The organism is Emergencia timonensis (assembly GCF_900086585.1).
Classification (GTDB): domain Bacteria; phylum Bacillota; class Clostridia; order Peptostreptococcales; family Anaerovoracaceae; genus Senimuribacter; species Senimuribacter timonensis.
In genome coordinates, this window is record NZ_FLKM01000009.1 from 1,820,361 (window position 1) to 1,843,773 (window position 23,413).

The following is a 23,413-nucleotide window of genomic DNA, read 5'->3' on the forward strand; positions in this document are numbered from 1 at the left end:
CCTTTCTAAATCAGCTCGCTCTTCCTTTTCTGCTGGCTTTTTCACCCACATCACGAAGATAATATCTCGGGTCTGTAAAGAATTCATTTTTTAGTTCAACCACCTGACCGCTCATGACGATAAGGGCGATGAGATGTGGGAATAATGCGATTCCTAAAATCAGATCCAGGAATGCAAATATGGTGGAAAGATTCAGCACCGCGCCTAGGAATACGGACAGAACGAAAATTAATTTGCCTATTTTGGCAATCTTTGTTCCTAAGAAAAATTCACATTGTCTCTCACCGTAATAAACCTGTACGATCATAGTTGATACGACAAAGAACAACATCGCTACAGATACGATAATACCGCCGGTTTCATTTCCGAAAACACTCTGGAATGCCATTGTAGGCATTGCGGCAGCCTGCTCTGCCGGTGCGTCATTCCATACGCCGGTGCATAAAACAGTCAATCCTGACATGGTACAGATCATCAGTCCTGAAACGACGACTTCAAATACGCCCCAAAAACCTTGACGGACAGGATGGTCTGTTGTCGCAGCAGCATGACCCATTGCAGCAGATCCCATTCCTAAGTCTGTCGAATAAGCGCCTCTGGCAAAACCCCAGCGAATGGCTGCAGACACGCCGGCTCCCGCAAAACCACCTAGAGCAGCATGCCCGGTAAACGCAGATCTAAAGATGCTTGCAAAAGCGCCCGGAATTTCGGTTCCGTTAATGCCGATGACAATCAATGCGCCGATTAAGTAAAGGATAACCATGATAGGTACCATCTTGTCAGTTACGCTGGCAATTCTCTTGATTCCGCCAAAGGTAATAATACCGATTAGTACGGTCAGGATCGCACCTGTTACGATTGGATTAATGCCAATTGTTCCAGCGGATTGCACTGCAGATACGGATTGTGCCGAAATGGTAAAGGGAACGAAGAGCATCATGGTAAAGGACATCATCCATGCCATAATCTTACCAGCTTTTTTGTTCGGAAAACCTTTTGACATATAGTACATCGGTCCGCTGACATAGACGCCGTCTTCGTTTTTCTCTCTGTATTTTATACCTAGAACGATTTCACCAAATTTTACAATCATACCAATAAACGCACACATCCACATCCAGAATACTGCGCCCGGTCCGCCAAAGGCAATGGCAATAGGAACACCGACAATATTAGATGCACCGACGGTGCAGGCAAGCGCTGTGGCGGCTGCCTGAAATGGCGATACGGTGCCTTCGCCTTCCGATTTTTTAAAAATGCTGCCAAAGGTCTGCTTCATGATATAGGGAAAGTGTCTGAACTGTAAAAATCCGAGTCTTACAGAATAGACGATGCCGCATATGACGATTAGAATTAATAATGGGTATGCCCAGATCCAACTTCCGATATCGGCTACGTTGGTAAGAAAATTACTCATATGTTACCTCCTATGTGACGAATAATTGCATTTGATTGATCAATCTTCATTTACAAGATACATAATAGCAACAACTATGCCATTATTTCGCATGGTGAAGAGTTTTCAATCACTTCTTCGAATTTTCAGTATATTAAGAGTTCTCAGGTCGGCTTCATTTTCACCCGAAACAGGCAAAATAATTTGCCTGGAAAAATAATTTGCCTGAGTTAGAGAAAAAAATTTTTCTTTTCACGAGTATGGGTGTATAATTATTAGTACAATAAGGAGGTGTTATCATAGATATTTTCAGTAAAGAATTTAACGAATACATAGAAAATACTGCAATTCGGGAAGCATTTTCTGATGGAATCTTAATCACGGATCATAAGGGAATTATCCGATACATGAAAGCTTATACATCTGATATCATGCTTTTTGATGTCCACGATGCCATAGGGAAACATATTCTTGAGCTGTATCCAGACCGAAAGCCAGAAGAAAGCACTATACTCAATGCATTAAAAGGCCTCCCTACTCTGGGCAAAGAAACCATACAGACTGCCTTTAACGGAGAAACTTGTGTCTTTTTTGAACACACCATACCAATTAAAATCAGAGGTAAAATTGTTGGAGCAGTAAGTTTCGCCAAATACGCAGTTTCGTTTAAGCGAGAGCTTTCTGTCAAATCTCCAAATGATTTCCAAAAACCTTTCTATTGTCTGGAAGATATCATCGGTGACTCACTATTGATTCGGCAATTGAAAAACCAGATTGCTTCTGTCACAAAGACGAACTCCTCTGTGCTAATTTATGGTGAAACAGGTACAGGAAAAGAGTTAGTTGCCCAATCCATCCATTCAGGGGGTGAACGGCGCAATTCAATTTTTCTTTCACAGAACTGCTCGGCAATTCCCCTAAGCCTTTTGGAAGGACTTCTGTTTGGTACGGTCAAAGGCAGTTTTACTGGAGCAGAAGATAAAGCCGGCATATTTGAAATCGCCAATGGAGGAACGATTTTCCTAGACGAAATCAACTCTATGGATATGAGTATGCAGGCGAAAATACTCAAGGTTATCGAAGAAAAAAAAGTTACAAGGTTAGGGTCTAACAAAGCGATTCCCGTGGATGTGAGAATTATTTCAGCAATGAATGAAGATCCTCTGAATTGTGTCAGACAGGGACGTATGCGTAGTGATCTGTACTATCGAATTGGAACGGTTCTCCTGCGGGTTCCGCCATTAAAGGAACGCCCTGATGATATTCCCGTCCTTGTGAACTATTATATCGATCATTATAACAAAGAGATGGGAAAATCCATAAAAGGGGTCACTGATAAAGTCGCACTGAGTTTACGTTCTTACGACTGGCCTGGAAATGTGAGAGAACTGCGCAACGCTATTGAAGCCGCCTTTAACTTCGAAACAGAGGATTATATCACTTATGACCACTTGCCGCCACTGATGCCATGCAGCCAAAGCCCAATCTCCTTTGGCGGTTCACCGGGCAGCAATATTCAAATTCCATTAGTGCGTACTGGCCAAACCCTGACGCAAATGGTGGATTCTTATGAGAAGCGATGTATTGAAAATGAAGTAAGTCTGGCAAGCTCGCTCAATGAACTGGCATCAAATCTAGGCATATCAAGGCAAAGTCTCAGTTATAAATTAAAGAAGCACAACATCGTGCTTCCAAAATAAACAGTTGGTGTTCCAGCTCTTATTTGATTACAATTTTCATCACATCGCCCTGCCTGCTTTCAAAGCGTTCATAAGCAGCTTCGATTTCGGCAAGAGGATAAGTATGCGTAATCAAAGGCGTCGTATCAATTTTGCCGTCTGCAATCAAAGCAAGGGTTTCATCACAATCGCAGCCATCCACACCGCCGGTTTTGAAAGTGAGATTTTTTCCGTACATCTCTGGCAATGGGAGCACTTGTGATACCTCGTACATTGCAACTACAGTTACAATTGCATTAGGCCTTGCGTTTTCCCACGCCATACGGAACGTCTTTTCCGCCCCTGCAACTTCAAGCACCACATCGGCGCCGCCGTAGTCCGTGTTTTCTTCGACGCACTTCTGTAAACCTTCTGGCGCCACAGTCAGAACCTGGGGATAGTGTTCATTAACGAATGCACGCCTGGTTTGGTCCTTTTCGCAGAGAATGATTCTCTTCGGTTGTTTCAGCATCACACACAACAAAGTACAGATCCCCGTCGGCCCGCCTCCTAGAATCAGCACGGTATCTTCCGTTTTGATTTCAGAGATTCGTGTTGCCCAAAAACCGGTAGCAAGAACGTCTCCGACAAAAAGGGCCTGCTCATCGGTGACGGTTTCCGGAATTTTGTTCAGTCCCTGATCGGCATAGGGAACACGAACATATTCAGCCTGCCCGCCGTCTATGCGGCAGCCCAGCGCCCAGCCACCATCGGGATCGGTGCAGTTGTTGACAAATCCTCTCTTGCAGAAAAAACACGCTCCACAAAAGGTCTCTACATTTACGGTCACACGATCTCCCGGTTTCACCTTTGAAACACTGCTGCCGACAGATTCTACGACACCAACCATTTCGTGTCCTACCGTGACTCCAGGTACCGCTCTCGGCACGGAACCGTGTTTGATATGTAAATCGCTGCTGCAGATGCTGGAGAGCGTCACTTTGACAATAGCGTCCCTGTCGTCAAGCAGCTCCGGCTTTGCTTTTTCCAACAGCTCAAATCTTCCTTTTTCTATGTACGTATATGCAAGCATGATGACCTCATCCTTCTTTCTTTAAAGCGTAATCCATATTGTGTTCGATCAAAGCAATTCTGACGCCGTTGGGATCTTCCGTAAAGGTCATTCTGCCTACTAGGGTCGCAGCCGGCGGCATCAGAATTTTCCCACCTTTTTCTTCAATCTCCTTGATCGTTTCCTCCAGGTTGTCAACGTCCATTCCGATGGAATACAGACCCGTCGGAAATTGGCTTGACTGAATCAGTTCAATCATGGTTTCTGACGGACCCCGCATCAAAGTAATCTCCGTGTTTCCCGGCGGATGATAAACGCTGTCCACCTGGAACCCTAAAATATTGCAATAGTAATCGACAGATTCTTTCGTGTTATTTACTATCATGGTGATATATTTTGCTTTTACCATTGTATTTGCTCCTCTTTTCTCTATGTTCTTATCAGTCTACTATAAATCGATTGCGTTTTCAATAGCGCTTGATAGAATGCAGCCGCAGCAAACGCATGATAACATTTTTCGCCTTCATTTTCATTTTTTTGCTTGTTACTGGCACATTTTTCGATTATTGTAAACCAATCCGCCTTCAATTTTGAATTCTGGTGTCCTACTTGCGCAAAGGTGGTAAAAAATGCCGCTATATCAAGAGTATTCCTCTTTTTATCTGGCTACCTTTCATCGAATTTACAAAATATTTCATGATATGTAAATTTATGTATTGGAATCTAGCGTTTGCAAAGGGAGCTGCGCAAGTAAACTTAAAAAAATTAAAAATGAAGGCGGGAATGTAGGCTTAAGCAGCATTTTATGCCATCATGCCCAGTATTTTGGAAAAATGAAGGCGCACTCTTTTACTTTCATGCGTTTGCCGTGATGAAATGGAATCGATTTAAAAAATTAGAAGGCACTCCGATAGGGAACCTAGGGTTCCCTTCGGCGCCTGCTTTGCAGGCGGAACCCTCTTTAGGGCGGCGAAGAGATTCCCCTCTGCACACCCCGCTTTTTAATTCATAGAAATTGTAAGAACACAATTTTTTATGAATTAAAAAACAGCCATTTACTTGCAGGTGTGCTATACTGAGTAAAAATAAGACAATAGCGGGGATGGTGATCATATGGATCATAAAAATTTAGATTCGAATATTATTTTCAATGTCTTTAATGACATGTGCTGCTTTGTCATCACTGACGAAATAGGCCGTTATCTATATGCCAACCGGGCTTGGACCCAGACTATGGGTATCGACTTTGAAGATGACAACATTCATGGCCGTTTCGTAAACGAGATTATCAAAGATACCAAAATCGGACAAGCCTTAAAAGAAGACCGGACCATATCCGGATATTCCACCATCACCACTTGCGGAGGAAAGGAAAAGCGGGCTTTTTCTATCTATAATCCCATTCACGATTTGTCTGGAAAAATCATCGCTGGCGCCATTATCGCAATCATCACCGGTGAGAACGAAAACGATGTAGACAAGCTGATTGGGGAATTAAACTTTTATAAACAAGAGCTGTCTAAGTTGAGCGGTGCAAAATATCATATCGACAACATCATCGGTGCCTCCGCCGCCATCAAAAGGCTGCAGGAGGAAATCAGACGCGCATCAAAATCCAATTCAACCGTTTTAATTTTTGGTGAAACAGGCAGCGGAAAAGAGTTAGTAGCCCATTCCATTCACGCCCTTAGCTCTCGCAGAAACAAAAGCTTTATCAAGGTAAATTGTGCAAACATTCCCCATGAGTTAATGGAATCAGAATTCTTTGGATATGAAGGCGGCGCTTTTACCAGTGCAGATAAAAGAGGAAAATAGGCAAATTTGAACAAGCCGACAAAGGAAGTATCTTTCTTGATGAGATTAATCAACTATCCTATGACCTGCAGCCAAAGCTATTGAGAGTAATGCAGGAACGGGAATTTGAGCGAATCGGCGGTACAAAAAATATCAATATTGATGTGAGATTTATCGCCGCGACGAATATACCCCTCCATGAAATGGTAAAAAACAACCAATTTCGAGCTGACTTATATTATCGTCTCAATGTAGTACCGATTCATGTTCCCCCATTAAGAGAAAGGCGCGAGGATATCCCCCTTCTCATCGACGACATATCAAAGAAACTAGACGGAGAAATCGGCATTCCAGTCGATGAAATTCCTCAAGAAATCAAAGACAAGCTGATGAACCTGGATTATCAGTGGCCAGGTAATGTGCGGGAATTGCAGAATGTAATCGAGTGGGCAATCAACATGTCCTACGGAGAACCGATGAAATGGAGTCACTTTAATCAGTATTTCTCTCTGAAGACAGGCGCTGACGAAACAAAAGAAATGGGGCTCGGCAGTCTTGAATTGATAGAAAAGGATTTAGTCAGCCGTGCGCTGCTAAAACATAAGACAAAAACTGCCGCCGCAGCTGCTTTAGGCATTTCACGCACGATGCTCTATAAAAAAATAAAGAAATTCAATTTATAAAAACATGGAAATGACGGAATCAAAGATTCCTATTTCCACATGTCGCCTACTAGGGGCGACTCTTCGCAAGGTGCGTTCTTTGCCTTTTCGCCCCAGCTTTGGCTGGCCTGGCGAAACGGACAGCGAAAGTCGCGTTAGCGGCTGGAGGAGTGAGCGGAGCGAACAATGAAACATACGGAAATTCCTCTTTCGGACGATATTTCCTATGTTATAAAAACATGTAAACTCTGATTGACAAAAAGTGCAAACCTAAGTTTGCACTTTTTGTTTCATGTGTATATCAAATGTTGAAATTCTCAGTCTGAGAAGTTGGCACTAATTTTGCTATTTATCTCCTTAAAACAATGCTTCAGTATTTTAAAGATGAGGAGGAATCATGGAAAGAAATCAAAGAGAGATACAAGAAAAGCTGCAGGGTCTGATGGCAGAGGAAGGTTTTGACGCTCTGCTGCTCACCAGGCCGGAGTCTATACGTTATGCAACCGGCGTAACCAGCGCGTTCATGTATCTGAACATTCCAATCGGTAATGTAATTGGAATTGTTCCAAGGTTTGGCAATGCGGCGGTAGTCATGTCCGAGTTTGAAGGGAATGCAGCCAAAATTGACAGTCCGGAAATCGACATCTTAGGTTATCCTATTTTCGTATACATCGCGGACTTCGATGCAGAGGGACGGATCAAAGACTCTCAGCCAAATACGGACAAGGCCTTTCACATGGCTGCGGAGTTTATCAAGGATAAAATCGGCAATGTAAAAAAAATCGGTATCGAAAGGCCTATGTTCCCCTATGACAGGATGCTCTTTCTGCAGGACCAATTCGGCAGTGATGTGCCGCAGGATTGTACGCAGTTGCTCAAGGAGGCCACGAAATTTAAAACGGCCTGGGAAATCGAAGTGCTGCGGAAAAATGCCCAGGGCTCTCAGCGGGCCATGAGTTATGTCGCCAAACATACCGAAATAGGGATGGACGAGCAGGACATTTTGCTCCTGATGAATCAAGGCCTTGTCAACGAAGGAAAAGGATTTTGCTCTACGAGACAGTGTAATGTGGTCGGTGAACAGTTCTCCCCTATTTACCTGCCTCACACGTGCTACAAACTGAAAGAAGGAGATACGGTCCGCTTGGATGGAGGTATCAATTCTAACGCCTATTCCTCAGATATATCACGCACCTATTTCGTAGGCAAAAAAATCTCTGATGAGCGGCTCAAAATCTGGCACATTCTTCACAATACCTTTGAAAAAGTCTTTACGATGTTAGGGCCAGGTGTCCGCTTCTGCGATATCTTCAAAGCGGCTGAGGAAAATGTGAAAACCGTAATCCCGGAATACCATCGGGGCCACTTCGGTCATTCGGTTGGATGCTATGTTTGGTGGGAAGAGCACCCTACCATAAGCCGACACGATACCAGCTGCCTGGAACCTGGAATGGTTATGAATTTAGAAATTCCATACTATAGCAGTTACAATAATTCCTACAATTTTGAGGATACCTTCCTCGTAACAGAAAACGGAATTGACCGTTTTACCAGACACAGCGATGACATTTACTGGAGAGATTAGCATCGGATAGAAAGGAGTGAAATCAATGAGTAAAGGCGTATTAATCATCGTGCTTGTATATATCATCCTGCTTGCCTGCATCGGCATATATTTTAACAAAAGGAACAGAAACAACCGCGACTTCTACGTAACCAGAGACAGAATCCCCGGCTGGGCCATTGCAATCTCAGAAAGAGCCACGACCAGTTCCTCGTGGATGATGCTGGGCGGAACTGGTGCTGTCTACACCATGGGGATTTCGGGACTGTGGTTATTTTTCGGATTATATCTTTCCCTGATTATCTACTGGTTCTGGTTTGCAAAAGCATTTAAAAAGGAAAATGATTTAAACCCTCAGCTGACTCTGACCTCTTTCATTGCGGCCAGATGGGGTTCCCATGAAAAAATAATCCGTCTGCTCTGCGCTTTGATTATTGCAGTATTCTATATCATCTATGCAGCATCCAATCTGGTCGGGGCAGGCAAAACGGTCAACAGCCTCTTCGGTTATGATGTCGTTCCGACCATGATTGTCGTAGCCGTCATCATCACGGCCTATGCGGCCCTCGGCGGCCTGGGGTCCATCATCTACAACGATTTAATTCAAGCAGTCATCATGTGTTTCGCCCTGATCGTACTTCCAATCATCGCCTGGGTGCAGGTATTTCAAAACGGCGGATTCCTAGAAAACCTGTCTGCATCAGGCCCTGACTACATGGCTCTTTTTGGCGGACTGACTACAGGAAGTGCATTTCTGCTGGTATTTAACCAGTCCTCCTATATTTGGGGGAATTTCGGTATGGATACCATCACAAGAAAAATCATGGCCATTAAGAAAGAAGAAGATATCAAATCCGGCAGAGTCGCAGGTCTGGTAACAGGTTTCCTCTGGTACGGCGGCGTTTTTTCCATCGGCATCACAGGTCTTTGCCTATACGGAGCAGGTACCTTCGACGATCCTGAAACCCTATTCCCCACCATGGTAAATGATCTGCTTCCAAGGGGACTTTCTGTTTTAGTCCATTGCGGTGTAATCGCCGCCATCATGTCAACTTGTGCAGACCAGATATTAGCGGTGACTGGCGCCATTTCCGTGGACATCGTCCAGAAAGTCTTCAATGTAAATATGAATGAGAAAAAAGCGCTTATTTTCTCCAAATTATTGTTGGCCTCAGTCGGTGTCGCTACCTTCCTCTTTGCATTAAACTCCGGGGAGTTAGTAATGAACATGGTCAGCTTCGCATGGTCAGGTATGGGTTCGTCTTTAGGACCGGTGGTCCTGCTAACTATGCTCGATCGAAAAGCTTCCGGCAGCGGTATGATTGCCGCGCTGATTGCCGGCTCTGGCCTGACACTGATATGGGGAAAAATTTCATTTTTGACGGCCGTAGACGTGAAGTTCGGTGCGTTCTTCATCGCTTTGTTCGCTGGCATCCTCGTGAGCAGGCTGATTCCGAATAAAGAAGCTACTCGAAATCACTGCAAAAAAAATAACAAGGAATAGACCCAGCAAAAAACCTGTCCAGCTTTTGCCAGACAGGTTTTTATGTTCATTTATTGCTTCGCTAGTTTTTTCTTGTTGGCGATATCTGCAGCCGCTGTAAACAGTACGTCTGTAGAGGAGTTCAGCGCTGTTTCACAGGAGTCCTGAATGACACCTACGATAAAACCGACGCCAACGACCTGCATCGCGATGTCGTTAGGAATACCAAACAGAGAGCAGGCCAGCGGAATCAGAAGCAGCGATCCGCCAGCAACGCCGGACGCGCCGCAAGCGCTGACAGCCGCTAAAACACAGAGGATTACCGCAGTACCGAAGTCAACAGTCTGTCCCAGTGTATGGGTTGCCGCTAAGGTCAAAATTGCAATGGTAATGGATGCACCGCCCATGTTGATGGTAGCACCCAATGGGATTGAAATAGAATAGGTGTCCTTGTCCAGCTTCAGTTCCTCACAAAGCTTCATGTTGACAGGAATATTGGCAGCAGAGCTTCTGGTAAAGAAAGCTGTAATACCGCTGTCTTTAAGACATTTGAACACCAACGGATAAGGGTTTTGTCTCGTTTTGATGTAGACGATGATCGGATTCACGACCAGCGCGTCAAAGAACATCGCACCGACCAGCAGGAAGATCAGCTTGCCATAGCTGAACAAGGTTTCAATGCCGTTGGTGGCAATGGCGTTAAACACCAGACCCATAACACCTAAAGGCGCAAATTTGATGACCCACCTTACCACCTGGGAAACAGCTTCCGCTACATCAGAAAGCATGCTCTTTGTCGAATCAGATGCAAATCTCAGAGCAACACCCAAGAGCAGCGCCCAGGTCAAAATGCCGATATAATTGGCATTGAGAAGCGCGTCTACCGGGTTGGCGACAACATTGAATACCAGAGTCTTCAAAACTTCAGTAATTCCGCTAGGCGGAGTGATATCACTGGCACTTTCCACCAGCGTCAGATTTATCTTGAAAATAAAGCTGGCAATTACTGCTACACATCCTGCAGCAAAGGTGCCCACAAGATAGAGTATAATAATTGACTTCATATTGGTCTTCTGGCCGGACTTGTGTCCGGAAATCGCAGACATTACCAAGAAAAACACCAGAATAGGAGCCACTGCCTTCAAGGCGCCTACAAATAAATCACCCAGAATCGTAATCCCGGATACCTGTTCAGGAACCGTCAAAGCCAGGATAATACCGATCAGCAGACCGATAATGATCTGTTTGACCAAACTGATCTTGTTCCATGTCTTAAATAAATTTTTAATAAACATATCTATCCTCCAAATATTAATTTCGCAGTCAAACTTAATTATGCCATTTTTGGAGGTTAAAATCAATGATTATCTGTCAAGTTTCGTCATGTAAACTGTCATTTCGATCCTTGATAATCGGCATGGCGACTGCAATTAAAATAAGGAGGCAGCTGATGAGCTTCAATGCAGGCAGTCCTTCTCCCAGGAAGATAACGCCTGCAATCACACCAGATACAGGCTCCAGCATGCTGAATATCGCAGCATTCCCTGCGCCGATCAGTTTGACGCCGACGATAAGCAGTACATATGCAAATGCAGAATTTGCCACCGATAAAATGAACGTATACAGGAGTACCAACGGTTCTAGCGCATATACGATATTGCCCCTGGGCAGGTCGAAAAGGCTGACTGTCATTCCACAAAATATACACATGTAGAACATCGCTTTCATGGAGTCCATTTTATGTACAGAGGTCTGTTCGATTCCCAGTAGATAACCTGCGTAAGTAACGGCCGACGCTACGGCGAGGATGATTCCACTCAGAGCGAAGGAGTCACTGTTTCCCGTAGCCAAAGCGACGCCGCTGGTGGCTAGCATCAGTGCGATGATTTTCACTTTGTCTGGTTTCTGTTTAAAGAGCATCCATGCGAACAGAACCGTAAACATGGGGTATAAAAAATGCAGTGTTGTGGAAAGTCCCACGCCGATATAGTCATAGGCCGCATACAGAATATATGTTGTCGGCGCACTAAAGGCCACACTGATAGCGGCCAAGGTAACAAGCTCTCTGCGATTAATCCGCAGATCTATTTTACGGACCAGCAGCATGACCAGCAGAACGGGCACTGCCATGGTATTCCTATAAAAGGTCAGCGTCAGTGCGTTGCTCCCCATATCAAAGGTAATGCTGGCAAGAACTGGTGTAAGTCCGAAGACCAGAGCTGAGCAGATGGCACAGAGAGTGCCCTTTTTCACATCACTTTTCATTCATTCTCTCCATCACCCTTATGCATAAATCAGCTTTGCTGCATCGGCAGATTCTTTGGCGTCCTTCACATGGAAATCCGCACCGATTTCCAGGGCATAATCCTCGGTCAGTACTGCGCCGCCTACCATAATCTTACACTCAGGTGCTGCCGTCTTGAGTAATCTGATGGTTTCCGCCATACTGTGCAGCGTGGTAGTCATCAGCGCCGATAGGCCTACCAGCTTGACATCCTTTTCCTTTACTGCGTCTACAACCCTTTGCGGCTCTACGTCTTTTCCTAAATCTATGATATCGTAACCGTAGTTTTCTAAGATGACTTTGACGATATTCTTGCCAATATCATGAATATCGCCTTTTACGGTGGCGATGACGATAGTCCCTCTGGATACTTGTTCTGTACCCGCCGCCTCAATCTTCTCCTTGATAACATCAAAAGCCTGCTGGGCTGTAGAGGCACAGAGCATCAGCTGCGGGATGAAGGTGATCCCTGCTTCAAAGTCTTTCCCCGCCCGATCTAAGATGGGAATCAAGGTATTGTTGATCACGTCAAGCGGTTCTCTGCTATCCAGCTCTTTTTCTATCAGCTCTCTGCATTTGGCGCCCAGGCCGTTATTGATGGCGTATTCCACCTCGCTCTCCTGCTGAGGTTTCTCTGCAGAGGTTGGATTGCCCGATACCGTGCTGGTAACGACTTCTCCGCTGTAGTTTTTGATGTAAGCCATGGAGCCTTTATCGATGTTCATAATCAGCTTATATACGGCTACCGCCTGCATCATCTCTGCTGAACCCGGGTTCATAATCGGCAGGTCCAGACCACAGGTCAGTGCCATCTGCAGAAAATTGTGATTGATGATTGATCTGTTTGGCAGTCCAAAAGAGATATTTGACACGCCAAGGACCGTTTTTAATCCCAGTTCTTCTTTGACATACTTGATCGCCTCCAGTGTGCCGGCGGCATTTTCCTGTTCGGCAGAAACCGTCAGTGTCAGACAGTCGATATACACGTCCTTTCTGGGAATCCCCAAGGCAAGAGCTCTGCTTAAAATACGCTCTGCAATCTCAATTCTCTTTTCTTTCGTCGTTGGAATACCGTCTTCGTCCAAGGTGAGACCTACTACGGCAGCGCCATATTTTTTAACTAAAGGCAGAATCGAAGCCAAGGATTTCTCTTCGCCGTTGACAGAATTTACAATTGCTTTGCCGCTGTAAACCCGTAGTGCCGCTTCAATGACCTCTGGATCTCCAGAGTCAATCTGCAGAGGCGCATCGGTAATACCCTGCAGAGCCTTCACAATGTTTACAATAACACTTTTTTCATCTATTCCAGGGACGCCGGCATTGACATCCAATATTTCCGCTCCGTCCCTAATCTGGTCTGCTGCCTGCGTTAGCACATAATCCATGTCCCCATTTTTCAGTGCTTCCTTCAGCTTCTTTTTCCCTGTAGGGTTAATTCGTTCACCGATGATCCTCGGCTGGTCGATGATGATCGTCTTTTCTGGTGTACAGACAGCGGCTGGAATATTCGGATTCTGCCTGCAGTATTTTTTGCCCTCAAATGCCTCATGAATGGCTTTGATGAACGCCGGTGTAGTACCGCAGCATCCGCCTACTGCCTTGACACCGTGTGGAATAAGATCAGCAGTCAGCTTTGCAAACTGCTCTGCCTCCACGTCGTATTCCCCTGTGGCCGGATTTGGCAGGCCTGCATTGGCTTTCGATACGATGGGCAGAGTGGTCCATTTGGATAGTTCTTCTATCAAAGGCTTGAACTCCGCCGGTCCTAGGGAGCAGTTCATTCCGATAGCATCAACTCCCAGGCCTTCTAAAGTCAAGGCCATAGCACGCACTTCTGTCCCCGTAAAAGTCCTCTGGTTAGCCTCGAAGCTCATGGTCGCAATAATCGGCAGTTCTGCGTTTTCCTTTGCTGCCAGCACCGCCGCCTTCATCTCGTAGAGATCCGTCATGGTTTCAATGAGAATAACATCAGCATCACTGCCCGCTTCAACCTGCAGCTTGAAAATTTCGTAGGCTTCCTCAAAGGAAAGGCTGCCGTTGGGTTCTAGTAAGCGTCCGATGGGACCGATGTCGAGACCAATTTTCGTGTCCGTTCCTTCTGCTGCTTCTCTGGCATTTTTGACCGCGGCTTTCATCAGTTCCTCCACTGTATAGCCGCATCCCTCAATTTTGTACTTATTGACACCAAAAGAGCAGGTACAGATTATATCTGCACCTGCGTCGATATATGCCTTTTGAATTCTTTGCACCACCTGTGGATGGGTGATATTCAGCACTTCTGGAACACGTCCTACATCCAGATTCTCTTTCTGCAGCATGGTTCCAAAACCACCATCCAAAAAAATGAATTCCCGATTGGGAAATAAGTTTAATAATTTGTTCATACGCTTTCTACGTCCCTTTCCAGATTAATTTATATATTTTATACCATCTCAGCAGGTTTTTCAATCCTTGTTTGCTTCTATACGGGAAAAACTGCTCTAAAACTGGCAATATCTTCAATACATCGTACTCATCCCAATATCTACTTTTGCCTACTACTCTGCAGCCGGACACTGGATAATCGTCCGTCAAAGAATACGCCTATATCTGCAATAGACTTTTTCGTCGAGGCCACCAGTTCTTCTGGTGTCTCCCTGCAGTCATGGTCACACCACACAGTCAATGCTCCCACCAGAATATAAGTAAGCATTGCAAGATGATAATCGGTTATCTCGTCTTCTATACCCAGCAGCTCCATCTTTTCTTTCACCTGATCCAGATGACTTCTATGACAATTATAGATAATATCCGTCCTTCTCAGTCGAACGATCAACTTTAACAACTCCACATTTTTCATCCATTCAGAAAAAAATGCGGCCTGCATCTCCTCTATACTGCATTTTTTGAATGCTTCAGAAAACTCCTCAGCAAACAGTTCGCATTTATATGCCGCCACGTCCTCTAAATCATCAAACAATCTGTAGAACGTCGCACGACTGATGGTTGACGCATTGCATAGTTCTGTAATTGTCATATTTTCGAAATCGTGAGATTTCAAACACTCATCAAATGCATTCACCACCAGTTCTGCTGATTTTCTTGCTCTTTTATCATTCTTGATATGAAACATTCCTTACCTCTTTGTTTTAGACGTTGTGAAACTATTGTTTTATTTTATGTTTTATGATACATTCGTCTCATATAAAAGTCAAGACCATTATTTTATCAAAGGAGATATTAACATGAAAACGGTTCCGCTATATGAAGGTGCAGAAAAGAAAAGCTATTACAAGTTTTTGCGGGATATTGAAAATCTGACAGAAGAAGAAATCGCAAAAATTAAATCACTGAAGGGTGATCCATCGCTTCCGCCGGCATTTGCCGATCGGTCGATCATTCAAACAGAAAAATACACACCTGTGCCCGAAGGGGTATACATTATGAATAATGGCACCATCTTTGTGAGTGCAATTACCCCGATTCCCCGTATTACTGGTGAGATGCTGGAATGGTGGATGATTTGGCATCAGCTCGATCCCCTGCGTTATGCCCTTTGGAACCCCGAGGATCACTACGATGTAAGGGTATCTGATGAAGACCGCGCGCAGATTTTAAACACAAACATTCCTATTCGTCAGCGTATGTGGGGAATAACCTCCAATATATGTGAATCAATGACTGATGAAAAACCAGTTACAGGATCTCTTTGCTTCGTCGAACCTGACAAAGCGGGATTCGATAACAGTCTGATTGGAACACCAAAATGCAAAGCGATTATTGTTGCAAATAATTGTATGAATCTCGGACCTTTTAGATATCCGGTACTAATGTGTGAATGGGTTAGAGAAAATAATGAAGGTCATAACGAATGGGTTGTTGCCGCCTGGATGGGGCATGGCGTAAAAGATGGCAAAGATATGCATATTAAGCTGCCAAAAATGATTCTTAATAAGCTAGCGTCTGCTATGCCTTCTAAGTTCATCGTGCACAATCACAAGGAGGTCAGTCACCTCAACAAAATTCTTCCTGAGTTATATGCAGAAAACAAGAATAATTGGTCAGAGTAAATTAAAGGAGCAGTCGTATTGCCATTTTTGTCAATGCGACTGCTCCTTTGCCTTATCTGTTAAAACAACGATTTTACACTTTCGCTGATTCGCTTAGCGATGTATGGATTATTCATCGTATAGAGATGAACGCCGTCTACTCCTTGAGAAACTAGATCCACAATCTGGTTAACGGCATAGGCGATGCCTGCGTCTCTCATGGCTTCCGGCCTGGTCTCATATCGTGACATCATCTTTGTAAATTTGGCTGGCAGGCTGGCGCCACAGAGTGAAACCATTCTCTCTATCTGTTTCTTGTTGACCACCGGCATAATGCCGGCCTCGATTGGCACGTTGATACCAGCAATTCGCGCCTTATCCAGAAAGTCATAAAATAAATTGTTATCGAAGAAAAGCTGGGAAATCAAATGCTGGGCACCGGCATCTACCTTCTTCTTCAGATTTAAGATGTCCTCAATCTGATCTCTGCTGTCCAGGTGGCCTTCCGGATAACAGGCGCCAGAAATCCCGAAGTCATTTTCACTTTCTCTGATAAAGGTGATCAGTTCACTAGCATGCTTAAAATCTTCTTTTGGTTCTACATCCGGCACCAGGTCGCCTCTCAACGCGAGTATATTCTCCACACCGTTATCGTGTAATTTCTTCAATACCTGTGTCACCTCTTCTTTAGTGGAATTGACGCAGGTTAAATGAGCGGCAGATTCAATTCCATATCTGTGCTTGATGGCTGATGCGATCTCACAGGTGGAATTGTCAGCCAGACTGCCGCTGGCTCCATATGTAACACTGATAAAATCCGGCTTAAGATCCTGCAGCGCATCTAAGGTATTATAAATCGTCTCGATGGGATTGTCTCGCTTCGGCGGGAAAACCTCAAATGAAAATACTGTTTTTCTGTTATTAAATAATTCTGCTAATTTCAAATGTCTTACCTTCCTATTTTTCCTGATATGTGTTCTACTGAAATCTCTACCATGACAAATTTTTCTTCAGAACCCTTGTAGATTTTTTCTGTACTTCCTACTAATGATGGTGAAAGCCCTGCCAGCAATAGCCGCAGTGCCTCTTTTGTTTCTTCTTTTGAATTAATCACTCTGGCACGTCCGAAAACGACCACGCTGGTATACATGGTGTCCAGCTTCTCAGGTATTAACTCATATTCGGTCACGATGGTGAAAGAAACTTTTTCGTTTTTTCTGATTGCATCAATTTTGTGGCTTTCAGCAGAGGTACTGTGAAAGTATATCTTCCCTTCATCGTAAACGTAATTGATCGGCACACCATAAGGATAGCCGTCATCTCCGCATACTGACAGAACGCCAAAATCCTTTGATCGAAGCAATTCTTCAGCTTTTGCTATGTCGGTCGCTTTTTCGCTGCGTCTCATTTTTCTAAATATCATTCTTACACCTCATAAACTTTTCCATAAATAAATATTTATTATTTCTATTTTATATCTCATGACATATTTTTTCAATACTTTTCAGTCCGACAATAGGTATATTATATTTTTACATAGAGAAAATACTATTGCAAGCTTTTTATTGCAAAGGACATATTTCGGAAAGGAAAAGAAAAATGGATTTTAATAACAATAATGTAGAGATCCCTAATCTGGGTAGCGCTCTGGCAATCAACGCCCTTGACAGCATCCCCAATACAAAACCCGATGCAAAGCAAATCGTCGCTTTAGTTAAAAAGAGCGGCAGAATTACTGGATATCAGTTGTCAGATGGAAATATCGTCTCCAAAGAGCAAGGTGTCGCTCTGGCAAAGAGCGGTGACATCGCCGGTGTCGGTATCGCCCATAGAAAAGATACGGAATACCTGAAATCCATCCCTGATGGAACTGACGATAACAATCTGAGCAATCTTCCTACAGTATAGTCCGCCAGCTTTCAATCAACTGTTCAAGACGGAATCTTGCATTGGCAGGACTGGTAGACGGCAGTTTACCCGCATCAATACCTGTTGCGGGTAAAGCAAATCTGTCATACAAAGTCTTTGCCAAGGTTCCGTTTACATAGATTCGTTCAATCTGCGTCTTGCAAAGCAGTCCTGCAATATCGGCCGGAACTACATTCTTGATGGAACTGTCAGAAGAACCGATGATGTCGCAGCTTTCAATCACATCCCAGATGGCAATCTGATGGCGCAGCACTAAGGACTTTTTTTCTTCCACCGTCTGCGGCACTAACTCGCCACATAAAGCGGCAAGCACTTTCCAAAATCTGTTCTGCGGATGACCATAATAAAAATTGTTCGCTCTGGATTTAACAGAGGGAAAGGTTCCCAGAATCAAGACTTTCGAATTCTCATCAAATACAGGTGCAAAGGGCTGTTCGTGATGTTCATATTCTGCCATAATACCGAGTCCTTCCTTTTACTGAGATTCTATGAAATACATATTTAAGTCGACGCGGCCTTTAATTCCATTTACTTTACCGGTATGAGAATACTGCCACATCTTAAACGCATATGGATAGTCCGTCTCGTCAGCATAATGAGCCAGCCATGTATCGTATTTCGTTAAATATTCCAGATTCACATGCTTTTTCAGCCACTGTGGATTACCATAAATCATCGGCGTATAACCATTTCTGTCGATGACCTGGCAAAAAGCGTCCGCAATCTGTGTCTTTTCCTCTGCATTTAAATCCGTAATTCTATCAGCACCGTCGATGGGCTCCATATCAAACACCACTGGATATGTAATTCCCTTTCCCCTGATATGTCTGACCACAAATCTCGCTTCTCTGATCGCTTCATCAGTGGTCTTTGCCTGTGAGAAAAAGTAGACCCCTACATCTAGCCCCGCCTCCTTTGCTCCTTTGAGATGATCTTTAAACTTGGAGTCGAGCGCCAGGTCTCCATCTTCATCATAACCTCTATAACCCAGTCTGATGATGACGAAGTCAACACCTGCTGCTTTTACTTTTTTCCAATTCACCTTTTTCTGGTATACGGATACATCGATGCCCGTGACAGATTGATAGGTTCCATCGTCGTAATGTAAGAATCCGTCTTTTTTATAAACATAACTCATGTCGTATGGGTTTTCGTCAATATTCTGCCGAAGTCCTAGTCCGTCATAATTTCCCAAAACAATATAAAAAACCGTTACTGTACATACGAACATTGCAAGAGCTGACCCTATGACGATAAACTTTATTCTTGTCGAAATTTTTCTTTTTTTGGTTTTTCTCATGATAACATTCTAACATAAGTTCTTGGTCAATGAAAGAATATTTGACTATCCACTTTTTCTCATTTATTATAGGAGATAAGAGAGGTGCGCGTTATGATAGATTACAATCAATTATCACAGGAAATCATCCAATATCGAAGAGATTTGCATCAAATTCCAGAGCTTGGCTTTTACGTTTACAAGACCAGCGCTTATGTGCAGAACATCTTAGCAGGGCTGGCCTGTGAAGTGGAGCAGATCGTAAAAACAGGCCTGATCGCATATTTCGATTTTGGCAGAGAAGAAACCGTCGCTTTTCGCGCAGACATGGACGCCCTGCCAATTCAGGAGGAGACCGGCCTCCCCTATGCGTCCACCCACGAAGGCTGTATGCATGCTTGCGGCCACGATGGCCATATGGCAGGTCTCTTGGGGTTTGCCAGGGTTCTGGACGATTACAAGAGAAATAACGTCCAAATGCCTTGTAACGCCTTGCTGCTGTTCCAGCCGGCAGAAGAAACCATCGACGGTGCGCTTAGAATCTGCGGAACACATATCTTTGACCGCTACAACATCAAAGCAATTTTTGGATTGCATCTATGGCCCATGCTGTCAAAAGGTGAAATCGCCTCCCGCCCCGGTCCGATGATGGCAAAATCCACTGCCGTGGCAGTAGAAATTGAAGGAGTCAGTGCTCACTGCGGAGAACCCGAAAAAGGAAAGGACGCCTTGGAAGCCGCCTGCAAATTCGTCAGCGATATCTATACTTTCAAATCCCTTTATGTCCGCGATCGCTGTGTGCTGAAATTCGGCAAGATGCAGAGCGGCAATGTGAGAAATGCCATATCCCCGTTCTCCCGTCTGGATGGAACCATGCGGACCTTCCACGATGAAACCTGGGAGACCCTGGTCAATACCATGAAAAGTCTGGGAGAAGAAATCGAAAAGGTATACGGTGTTAAATTTGATCTGGATGTGAGCAAAAGTCACCCTGCCGTCGTCAACGACGAAAAACTGTACGCAGGCGTCAAGCCGGTGCTTTTGGATTTGAACTTCGTTGAATTGCGCAGGCCGGTTATGATCGCTGAGGATTTCTCTTTCTTTGAGCAGCAGATGCCGGGTGTATTCTTTTTCCTCGGAACGGGCAGCGGCATTCCTCTGCACAGCGACAACTATGACTTCGATGACAGCGTACTGATTGACGCAGTCATATTATTCGATACATTATTAAAGGGCGCTGACTAGCGCCCTTTCTCGTGCTTCTATTTTCTTACATAAATAGTCTTGCCGTCCTTGATCGTCTCAAGAACCTTGATGTCTTTCAGCTCCATAGCTTCTGTCTCCAGCGGATTTCGATCCAGTATGACTAAATCTGCCCGCTTGTCTTCTTTGATGCTTCCCTTGCTGTCCTCTTCAAAATATTCGTAAGCGGCGTTGATCGTCACAGCTTTCAGCGCGTCATACACAGATATCTTTTGATCTGCACCGATGACAGTTCCATTGCGGCTGATTCTGTTGACAGCACACCATACGGAATGCATCATATAGGGTTTTGTAACTGGCGTATCCTGATGGAAATTCACCGACAGGCCCCTATCCATAGCGTCTTTCACCGGACTGATATGATTTCCCCGCTCTTCTCCAAAATTCTTTACATGGATATCGCCCCAATAATAGACATGGCCGACAAAGATAGAAGCCACCATGTTCATCTCAGCCATGCGGTCCAATTGATCGTTGCGGGCTGTCTGACAGTGAATCATCACCGGGCGGAGATTGTCTTTATTGGGATTACTGCTCTTAGCCAAAGCACTTTCATATGCGTTTAGAAACTGGTCGCCGGCCGCATCTCCGTTGCAGTGTGCCAGCAGCTGCTGATTATCATCCACCGCCTGCAAGGCGTATTGATAAACTTCTTCATCCGGCATCCACGGATAGCCGCAATAATCTTCCTCGCCACCCAGATATGGCTGGCTCATCCAGGCAGACCGCCCCTGGGGTGAACCGTCGAGGACGACTTTGTACCCGCCTAACTTGAGATGTTTTTTGTAGGTTCTGTCCATTTTCGGGTTGTCTTTGATGACTTCCCGTCCGCCGTCGTTCATCAGCGGATAGGCCACTACGTCAATCTTTAAGGCACCCAAAGTATTGCTCAGCTTCAAAAGCTTCAGCGCCATTTTGTTGGTCGCACCGTCCTGCACAGTGGTCACACCGTTTTCAATGTAAACCTTCTGCATCCCTTTCATGATTTCCCGGATATTGACCTTCATTTTTTTCATGACGGTGCTCTGTACTGACAACATGCCAGCTTCTTCTAAATAACCGTCTGGTTCCTGTGAACCGTCGACCCTGCCGATTTTTCCGCCCTGAGGGTCTTCTGTACTGCTGTCGATACCGGCTAGAGCCAGCATCGCGCTGTTGACACAGCCCAGGTGTCCTGAGACATGCATAATCATAATCGGAATATCTTTGCTGACTTGATCCAATATTTCTTTTCCTGGATGGCTCTGTTCTTTCAAAAAGTTATGATCGTAACCGAAGCCAACGACGATATCTTTCGCAGTCATCTTCTTATCGACGATATATTGCTTCATGACTGTAATAATGTCTGCAAAAGAAGTGCACTCTGACAGATCAGCGCACAGGGCCATCTGTCCATTCATGGAAATATGTCCGTGGGCGTCAATAAAAGCCGGCATCAGACATCTTCCATTCAGGTTCTTCTTCTTCACGTTTTTATCTGCAGCATCCAAAACCTCTCTGAGAGTGCCTACCTTCTTAATCATTCCGCGTTTAACAAGGACCGCTTCCGGAACATCATTTTGATTTTCCATAGTTAGAATTGGTCCGCCATAATAAATTGTATCCATTCTTCTGCCTCCCCTCTTTATTCTTCCAATCAAAGGTCTTTTTACCCCATGTACCAGTTAATTTCATCACAATTAAATATACGATGCACAGACCTGCAAGAATCAGCATGGCTATCGTTGTTGAAAGATCGCCTGAAGCCATAGCCAACAGTACTAAGTAAACCGGTGTGGAAAGCAGCATGACCAAATTCATCAGGCCCAATTCTACAGCGGTAGAAGTCTTAAATTCCGGGTCTACAATGCGAACTAACGCGATGCCGCTAGGTACAGTTCCCGTTGAGGTTCCATAAAGACCAAGTGTTCTCTCAAAATCATTGCTGCCCCCAATGCGCTGCCCGAAGTAAAAGCACACAATGAAAGTGACAACGGTTATAATTAAGCTTTCAACGATAATCGGCACGACCCAACTGCCTAAAACCTGAAAACCTACAGCCATGAAAGCACATACGACTAAGTAATCAGCCGTCCAGCCAGTAATTTTTGTCTGCAGGACATCTTCCTGCAAAAAATCGATGTTCAGCTTTTTCATCAAAAACTTGACAATATAGGCTGCAATCATGCCGTTCATGAACATCAGTCCACTCATAGAAGATCCAATAAAGCCTGGAATCAGCGCAAATACTTTGGAGATGCCGACGGCAAAGATATAACAAAACCCGATCAGTGCAAAGTGAAAGCTGAGGGTTTCAATATTGCTGTTGCAAGTCGTATCTTTGACCATGTAGTTGGTCTGTTCTTCTTTCTTTAAATAGCCTTTTAGAATACTGCTGTCTATCGTTCCGCAGTTCTTGGCAATACCGCGGGATACCCCCAGCTTTGCCGCCGGAATGCCTACAGCAAAGGCAACGATAAAACCGATTGCGGCAAAGGTGACGCCCACCATAGCAGCATTTTCCCATCCGTAAGACTCATAGATGCTGCCGTAAGCCGCCGCCTGCCCTGGTCCCTGGGTAAAGGCGAAAGGAATCAAAGTTCCATAGATGGAAGCGATGTCAAACTGTCTGCCAATCAGATAGATGATGCCGAATCCGATTAAGGGCGTCAATGCATAGAGCAGACACCAGACGCTTCCCATACCCAGCGCGCCTTTCATCATATGCTTTGCTGTGTTCTCCTCGCTCTTCTTAGAGCCGGTCAGGCAGATTGAAATAAAGGAAATAGTAAACAGATGGTTCACTATATTGGTATACATCTCAGAGTCAGTTCCGATATTGAAATGGAATTGATCTGTCAAGTTCATAAAAATGAGACCGATGATGCCGGCAATTACGCTTGCTGGCACCAGCATATTGCGCAGCGCCGGAATTTTCGCTCTTAAGAGCGTACCGATGCACAAAGCCACGCTGGCAAGGCCAAAGGCTATCATAAAACTATTCATGTTATATCCTCCTAAT

21 protein-coding genes are annotated in these 23,413 nt (G+C 44.6%); 8 read left to right on the forward strand and 13 right to left on the reverse strand.

The window, feature by feature from the left end; translation table 11 throughout:
- Window positions 1-10 precede the first annotated feature (10 nt).
- Window positions 11-1,417 (reverse strand): alanine/glycine:cation symporter family protein, encoded by a 1,407-nt coding sequence (locus BN6539_RS19520; protein ID WP_067542165.1) that lies wholly within the window; start codon window positions 1,415-1,417, stop codon window positions 11-13.
- A 326-nt stretch (window positions 1,418-1,743) separates the two neighbouring features.
- On the opposite strand from BN6539_RS19520, the gene BN6539_RS19525 reads away from it, so the two are divergent.
- Complete coding sequence (locus BN6539_RS19525; protein ID WP_276326632.1) at window positions 1,744-3,096, forward strand: sigma-54 interaction domain-containing protein; 1,353 nt, start codon at window positions 1,744-1,746, stop codon at window positions 3,094-3,096.
- A 19-nt stretch (window positions 3,097-3,115) separates the two neighbouring features.
- Here the strand turns inward: BN6539_RS19525 and BN6539_RS19530 are convergent, their stop codons facing one another.
- Window positions 3,116-4,147: an alcohol dehydrogenase gene (locus tag BN6539_RS19530; RefSeq protein ID WP_067542173.1), complete on the reverse strand. Its 1,032-nt coding sequence runs from the start codon at window positions 4,145-4,147 to the stop codon at window positions 3,116-3,118.
- A gap of 7 nt (window positions 4,148-4,154) precedes the next feature.
- Window positions 4,155-4,535: a VOC family protein gene (locus BN6539_RS19535; protein WP_067542175.1), complete on the reverse strand. Its 381-nt coding sequence runs from the start codon at window positions 4,533-4,535 to the stop codon at window positions 4,155-4,157.
- Between the two features lie 704 nt (window positions 4,536-5,239).
- Here BN6539_RS19535 and BN6539_RS22190 point away from each other — a divergent pair.
- The 4 genes from BN6539_RS22190 to BN6539_RS19550 all read left to right on the forward strand — a co-directional run bounded on the left by BN6539_RS22190 (window position 5,240) and on the right by BN6539_RS19550 (window position 9,650).
- A complete protein-coding gene (locus BN6539_RS22190) occupies window positions 5,240-5,941 on the forward strand; it encodes a sigma 54-interacting transcriptional regulator (protein WP_082907629.1) in 702 nt (233 codons plus the stop codon).
- Window positions 5,938-6,603: a sigma 54-interacting transcriptional regulator gene (locus BN6539_RS23140; protein ID WP_082907630.1), complete on the forward strand. Its 666-nt coding sequence runs from the start codon at window positions 5,938-5,940 to the stop codon at window positions 6,601-6,603. Before BN6539_RS22190 ends, BN6539_RS23140 begins: the two co-directional genes overlap by 4 nt.
- Before the next feature lie 376 nt (window positions 6,604-6,979).
- Complete coding sequence (locus BN6539_RS19545; RefSeq protein WP_067542178.1) at window positions 6,980-8,167, forward strand: M24 family metallopeptidase; 1,188 nt, start codon at window positions 6,980-6,982, stop codon at window positions 8,165-8,167.
- Window positions 8,168-8,192: 25 nt separating this feature from the next.
- Window positions 8,193-9,650: a sodium/proline symporter gene (locus BN6539_RS19550; RefSeq protein WP_067542180.1), complete on the forward strand. Its 1,458-nt coding sequence runs from the start codon at window positions 8,193-8,195 to the stop codon at window positions 9,648-9,650.
- A 50-nt stretch (window positions 9,651-9,700) separates the two neighbouring features.
- Here BN6539_RS19550 and sstT read toward each other — a convergent pair whose 3' ends face one another.
- The 4 genes from sstT to BN6539_RS19570 form a co-directional block, all read right to left on the reverse strand.
- The gene (sstT, locus tag BN6539_RS19555; protein WP_067543590.1) at window positions 9,701-10,918 is read right to left on the reverse strand and encodes a serine/threonine transporter SstT; all 1,218 of its coding nucleotides are present in this window, start codon (window positions 10,916-10,918) and stop codon (window positions 9,701-9,703) included.
- An 82-nt stretch (window positions 10,919-11,000) separates the two neighbouring features.
- The gene (locus BN6539_RS19560; RefSeq protein WP_067542183.1) at window positions 11,001-11,894 is read right to left on the reverse strand and encodes a DMT family transporter; all 894 of its coding nucleotides are present in this window, start codon (window positions 11,892-11,894) and stop codon (window positions 11,001-11,003) included.
- Between the two features lie 18 nt (window positions 11,895-11,912).
- On the reverse strand, window positions 11,913-14,297 hold the full coding sequence (locus BN6539_RS19565; RefSeq protein ID WP_067542186.1) for a homocysteine S-methyltransferase family protein: 2,385 nt from the start codon (window positions 14,295-14,297) through the stop codon (window positions 11,913-11,915).
- A gap of 140 nt (window positions 14,298-14,437) precedes the next feature.
- Complete coding sequence (locus BN6539_RS19570; RefSeq protein WP_067542189.1) at window positions 14,438-15,025, reverse strand: TetR/AcrR family transcriptional regulator; 588 nt, start codon at window positions 15,023-15,025, stop codon at window positions 14,438-14,440.
- Between the two features lie 112 nt (window positions 15,026-15,137).
- On the opposite strand from BN6539_RS19570, the gene BN6539_RS19575 reads away from it, so the two are divergent.
- A complete protein-coding gene (locus BN6539_RS19575; protein ID WP_067542192.1) occupies window positions 15,138-15,962 on the forward strand; it encodes a DAPG hydrolase family protein in 825 nt (274 codons plus the stop codon).
- A gap of 59 nt (window positions 15,963-16,021) precedes the next feature.
- Here BN6539_RS19575 and metF read toward each other — a convergent pair whose 3' ends face one another.
- Window positions 16,022-16,885: a methylenetetrahydrofolate reductase [NAD(P)H] gene (gene metF / locus BN6539_RS19580; RefSeq protein ID WP_067542195.1), complete on the reverse strand. Its 864-nt coding sequence runs from the start codon at window positions 16,883-16,885 to the stop codon at window positions 16,022-16,024.
- A 5-nt stretch (window positions 16,886-16,890) separates the two neighbouring features.
- Window positions 16,891-17,364, reverse strand: a complete 474-nt coding sequence (locus tag BN6539_RS19585) for a pyridoxamine 5'-phosphate oxidase family protein (protein WP_082907631.1) — start codon at window positions 17,362-17,364, stop codon at window positions 16,891-16,893.
- A gap of 176 nt (window positions 17,365-17,540) precedes the next feature.
- Between BN6539_RS19585 and BN6539_RS19590 the strand changes: the two genes are divergently transcribed.
- Entirely contained in the window at window positions 17,541-17,849 is a 309-nt protein-coding gene (locus BN6539_RS19590) for a DUF3892 domain-containing protein (RefSeq protein WP_067542197.1), read from the forward strand.
- Here BN6539_RS19590 and BN6539_RS19595 read toward each other — a convergent pair.
- Both BN6539_RS19595 and BN6539_RS19600 read right to left on the reverse strand, forming a co-directional pair.
- Entirely contained in the window at window positions 17,839-18,327 is a 489-nt protein-coding gene (locus BN6539_RS19595; RefSeq protein WP_067542199.1) for a DNA-deoxyinosine glycosylase, read from the reverse strand. The two genes, BN6539_RS19590 and BN6539_RS19595, sit on opposite strands and share 11 nt — an antisense overlap.
- 18 nt (window positions 18,328-18,345) lie before the next feature.
- On the reverse strand, window positions 18,346-19,170 hold the full coding sequence (locus tag BN6539_RS19600; RefSeq protein ID WP_067542201.1) for a glycoside hydrolase family 25 protein: 825 nt from the start codon (window positions 19,168-19,170) through the stop codon (window positions 18,346-18,348).
- 93 nt (window positions 19,171-19,263) lie between these two features.
- Between BN6539_RS19600 and BN6539_RS19605 the strand changes: the two genes are divergently transcribed.
- Complete coding sequence (locus tag BN6539_RS19605) at window positions 19,264-20,394, forward strand: M20 metallopeptidase family protein (RefSeq protein WP_067542204.1); 1,131 nt, start codon at window positions 19,264-19,266, stop codon at window positions 20,392-20,394.
- A 17-nt stretch (window positions 20,395-20,411) separates the two neighbouring features.
- Here the strand turns inward: BN6539_RS19605 and BN6539_RS19610 are convergent, their stop codons facing one another.
- Both BN6539_RS19610 and BN6539_RS19615 read right to left on the reverse strand, forming a co-directional pair.
- The gene (locus BN6539_RS19610; protein WP_067542207.1) at window positions 20,412-22,019 is read right to left on the reverse strand and encodes an amidohydrolase; all 1,608 of its coding nucleotides are present in this window, start codon (window positions 22,017-22,019) and stop codon (window positions 20,412-20,414) included.
- Complete coding sequence (locus BN6539_RS19615; protein WP_197492897.1) at window positions 21,967-23,397, reverse strand: sodium/glutamate symporter; 1,431 nt, start codon at window positions 23,395-23,397, stop codon at window positions 21,967-21,969. The genes BN6539_RS19610 and BN6539_RS19615 overlap by 53 nt, the downstream gene beginning before the upstream one ends.
- Between the last annotated feature and the right edge of the window lie 16 nt (window positions 23,398-23,413).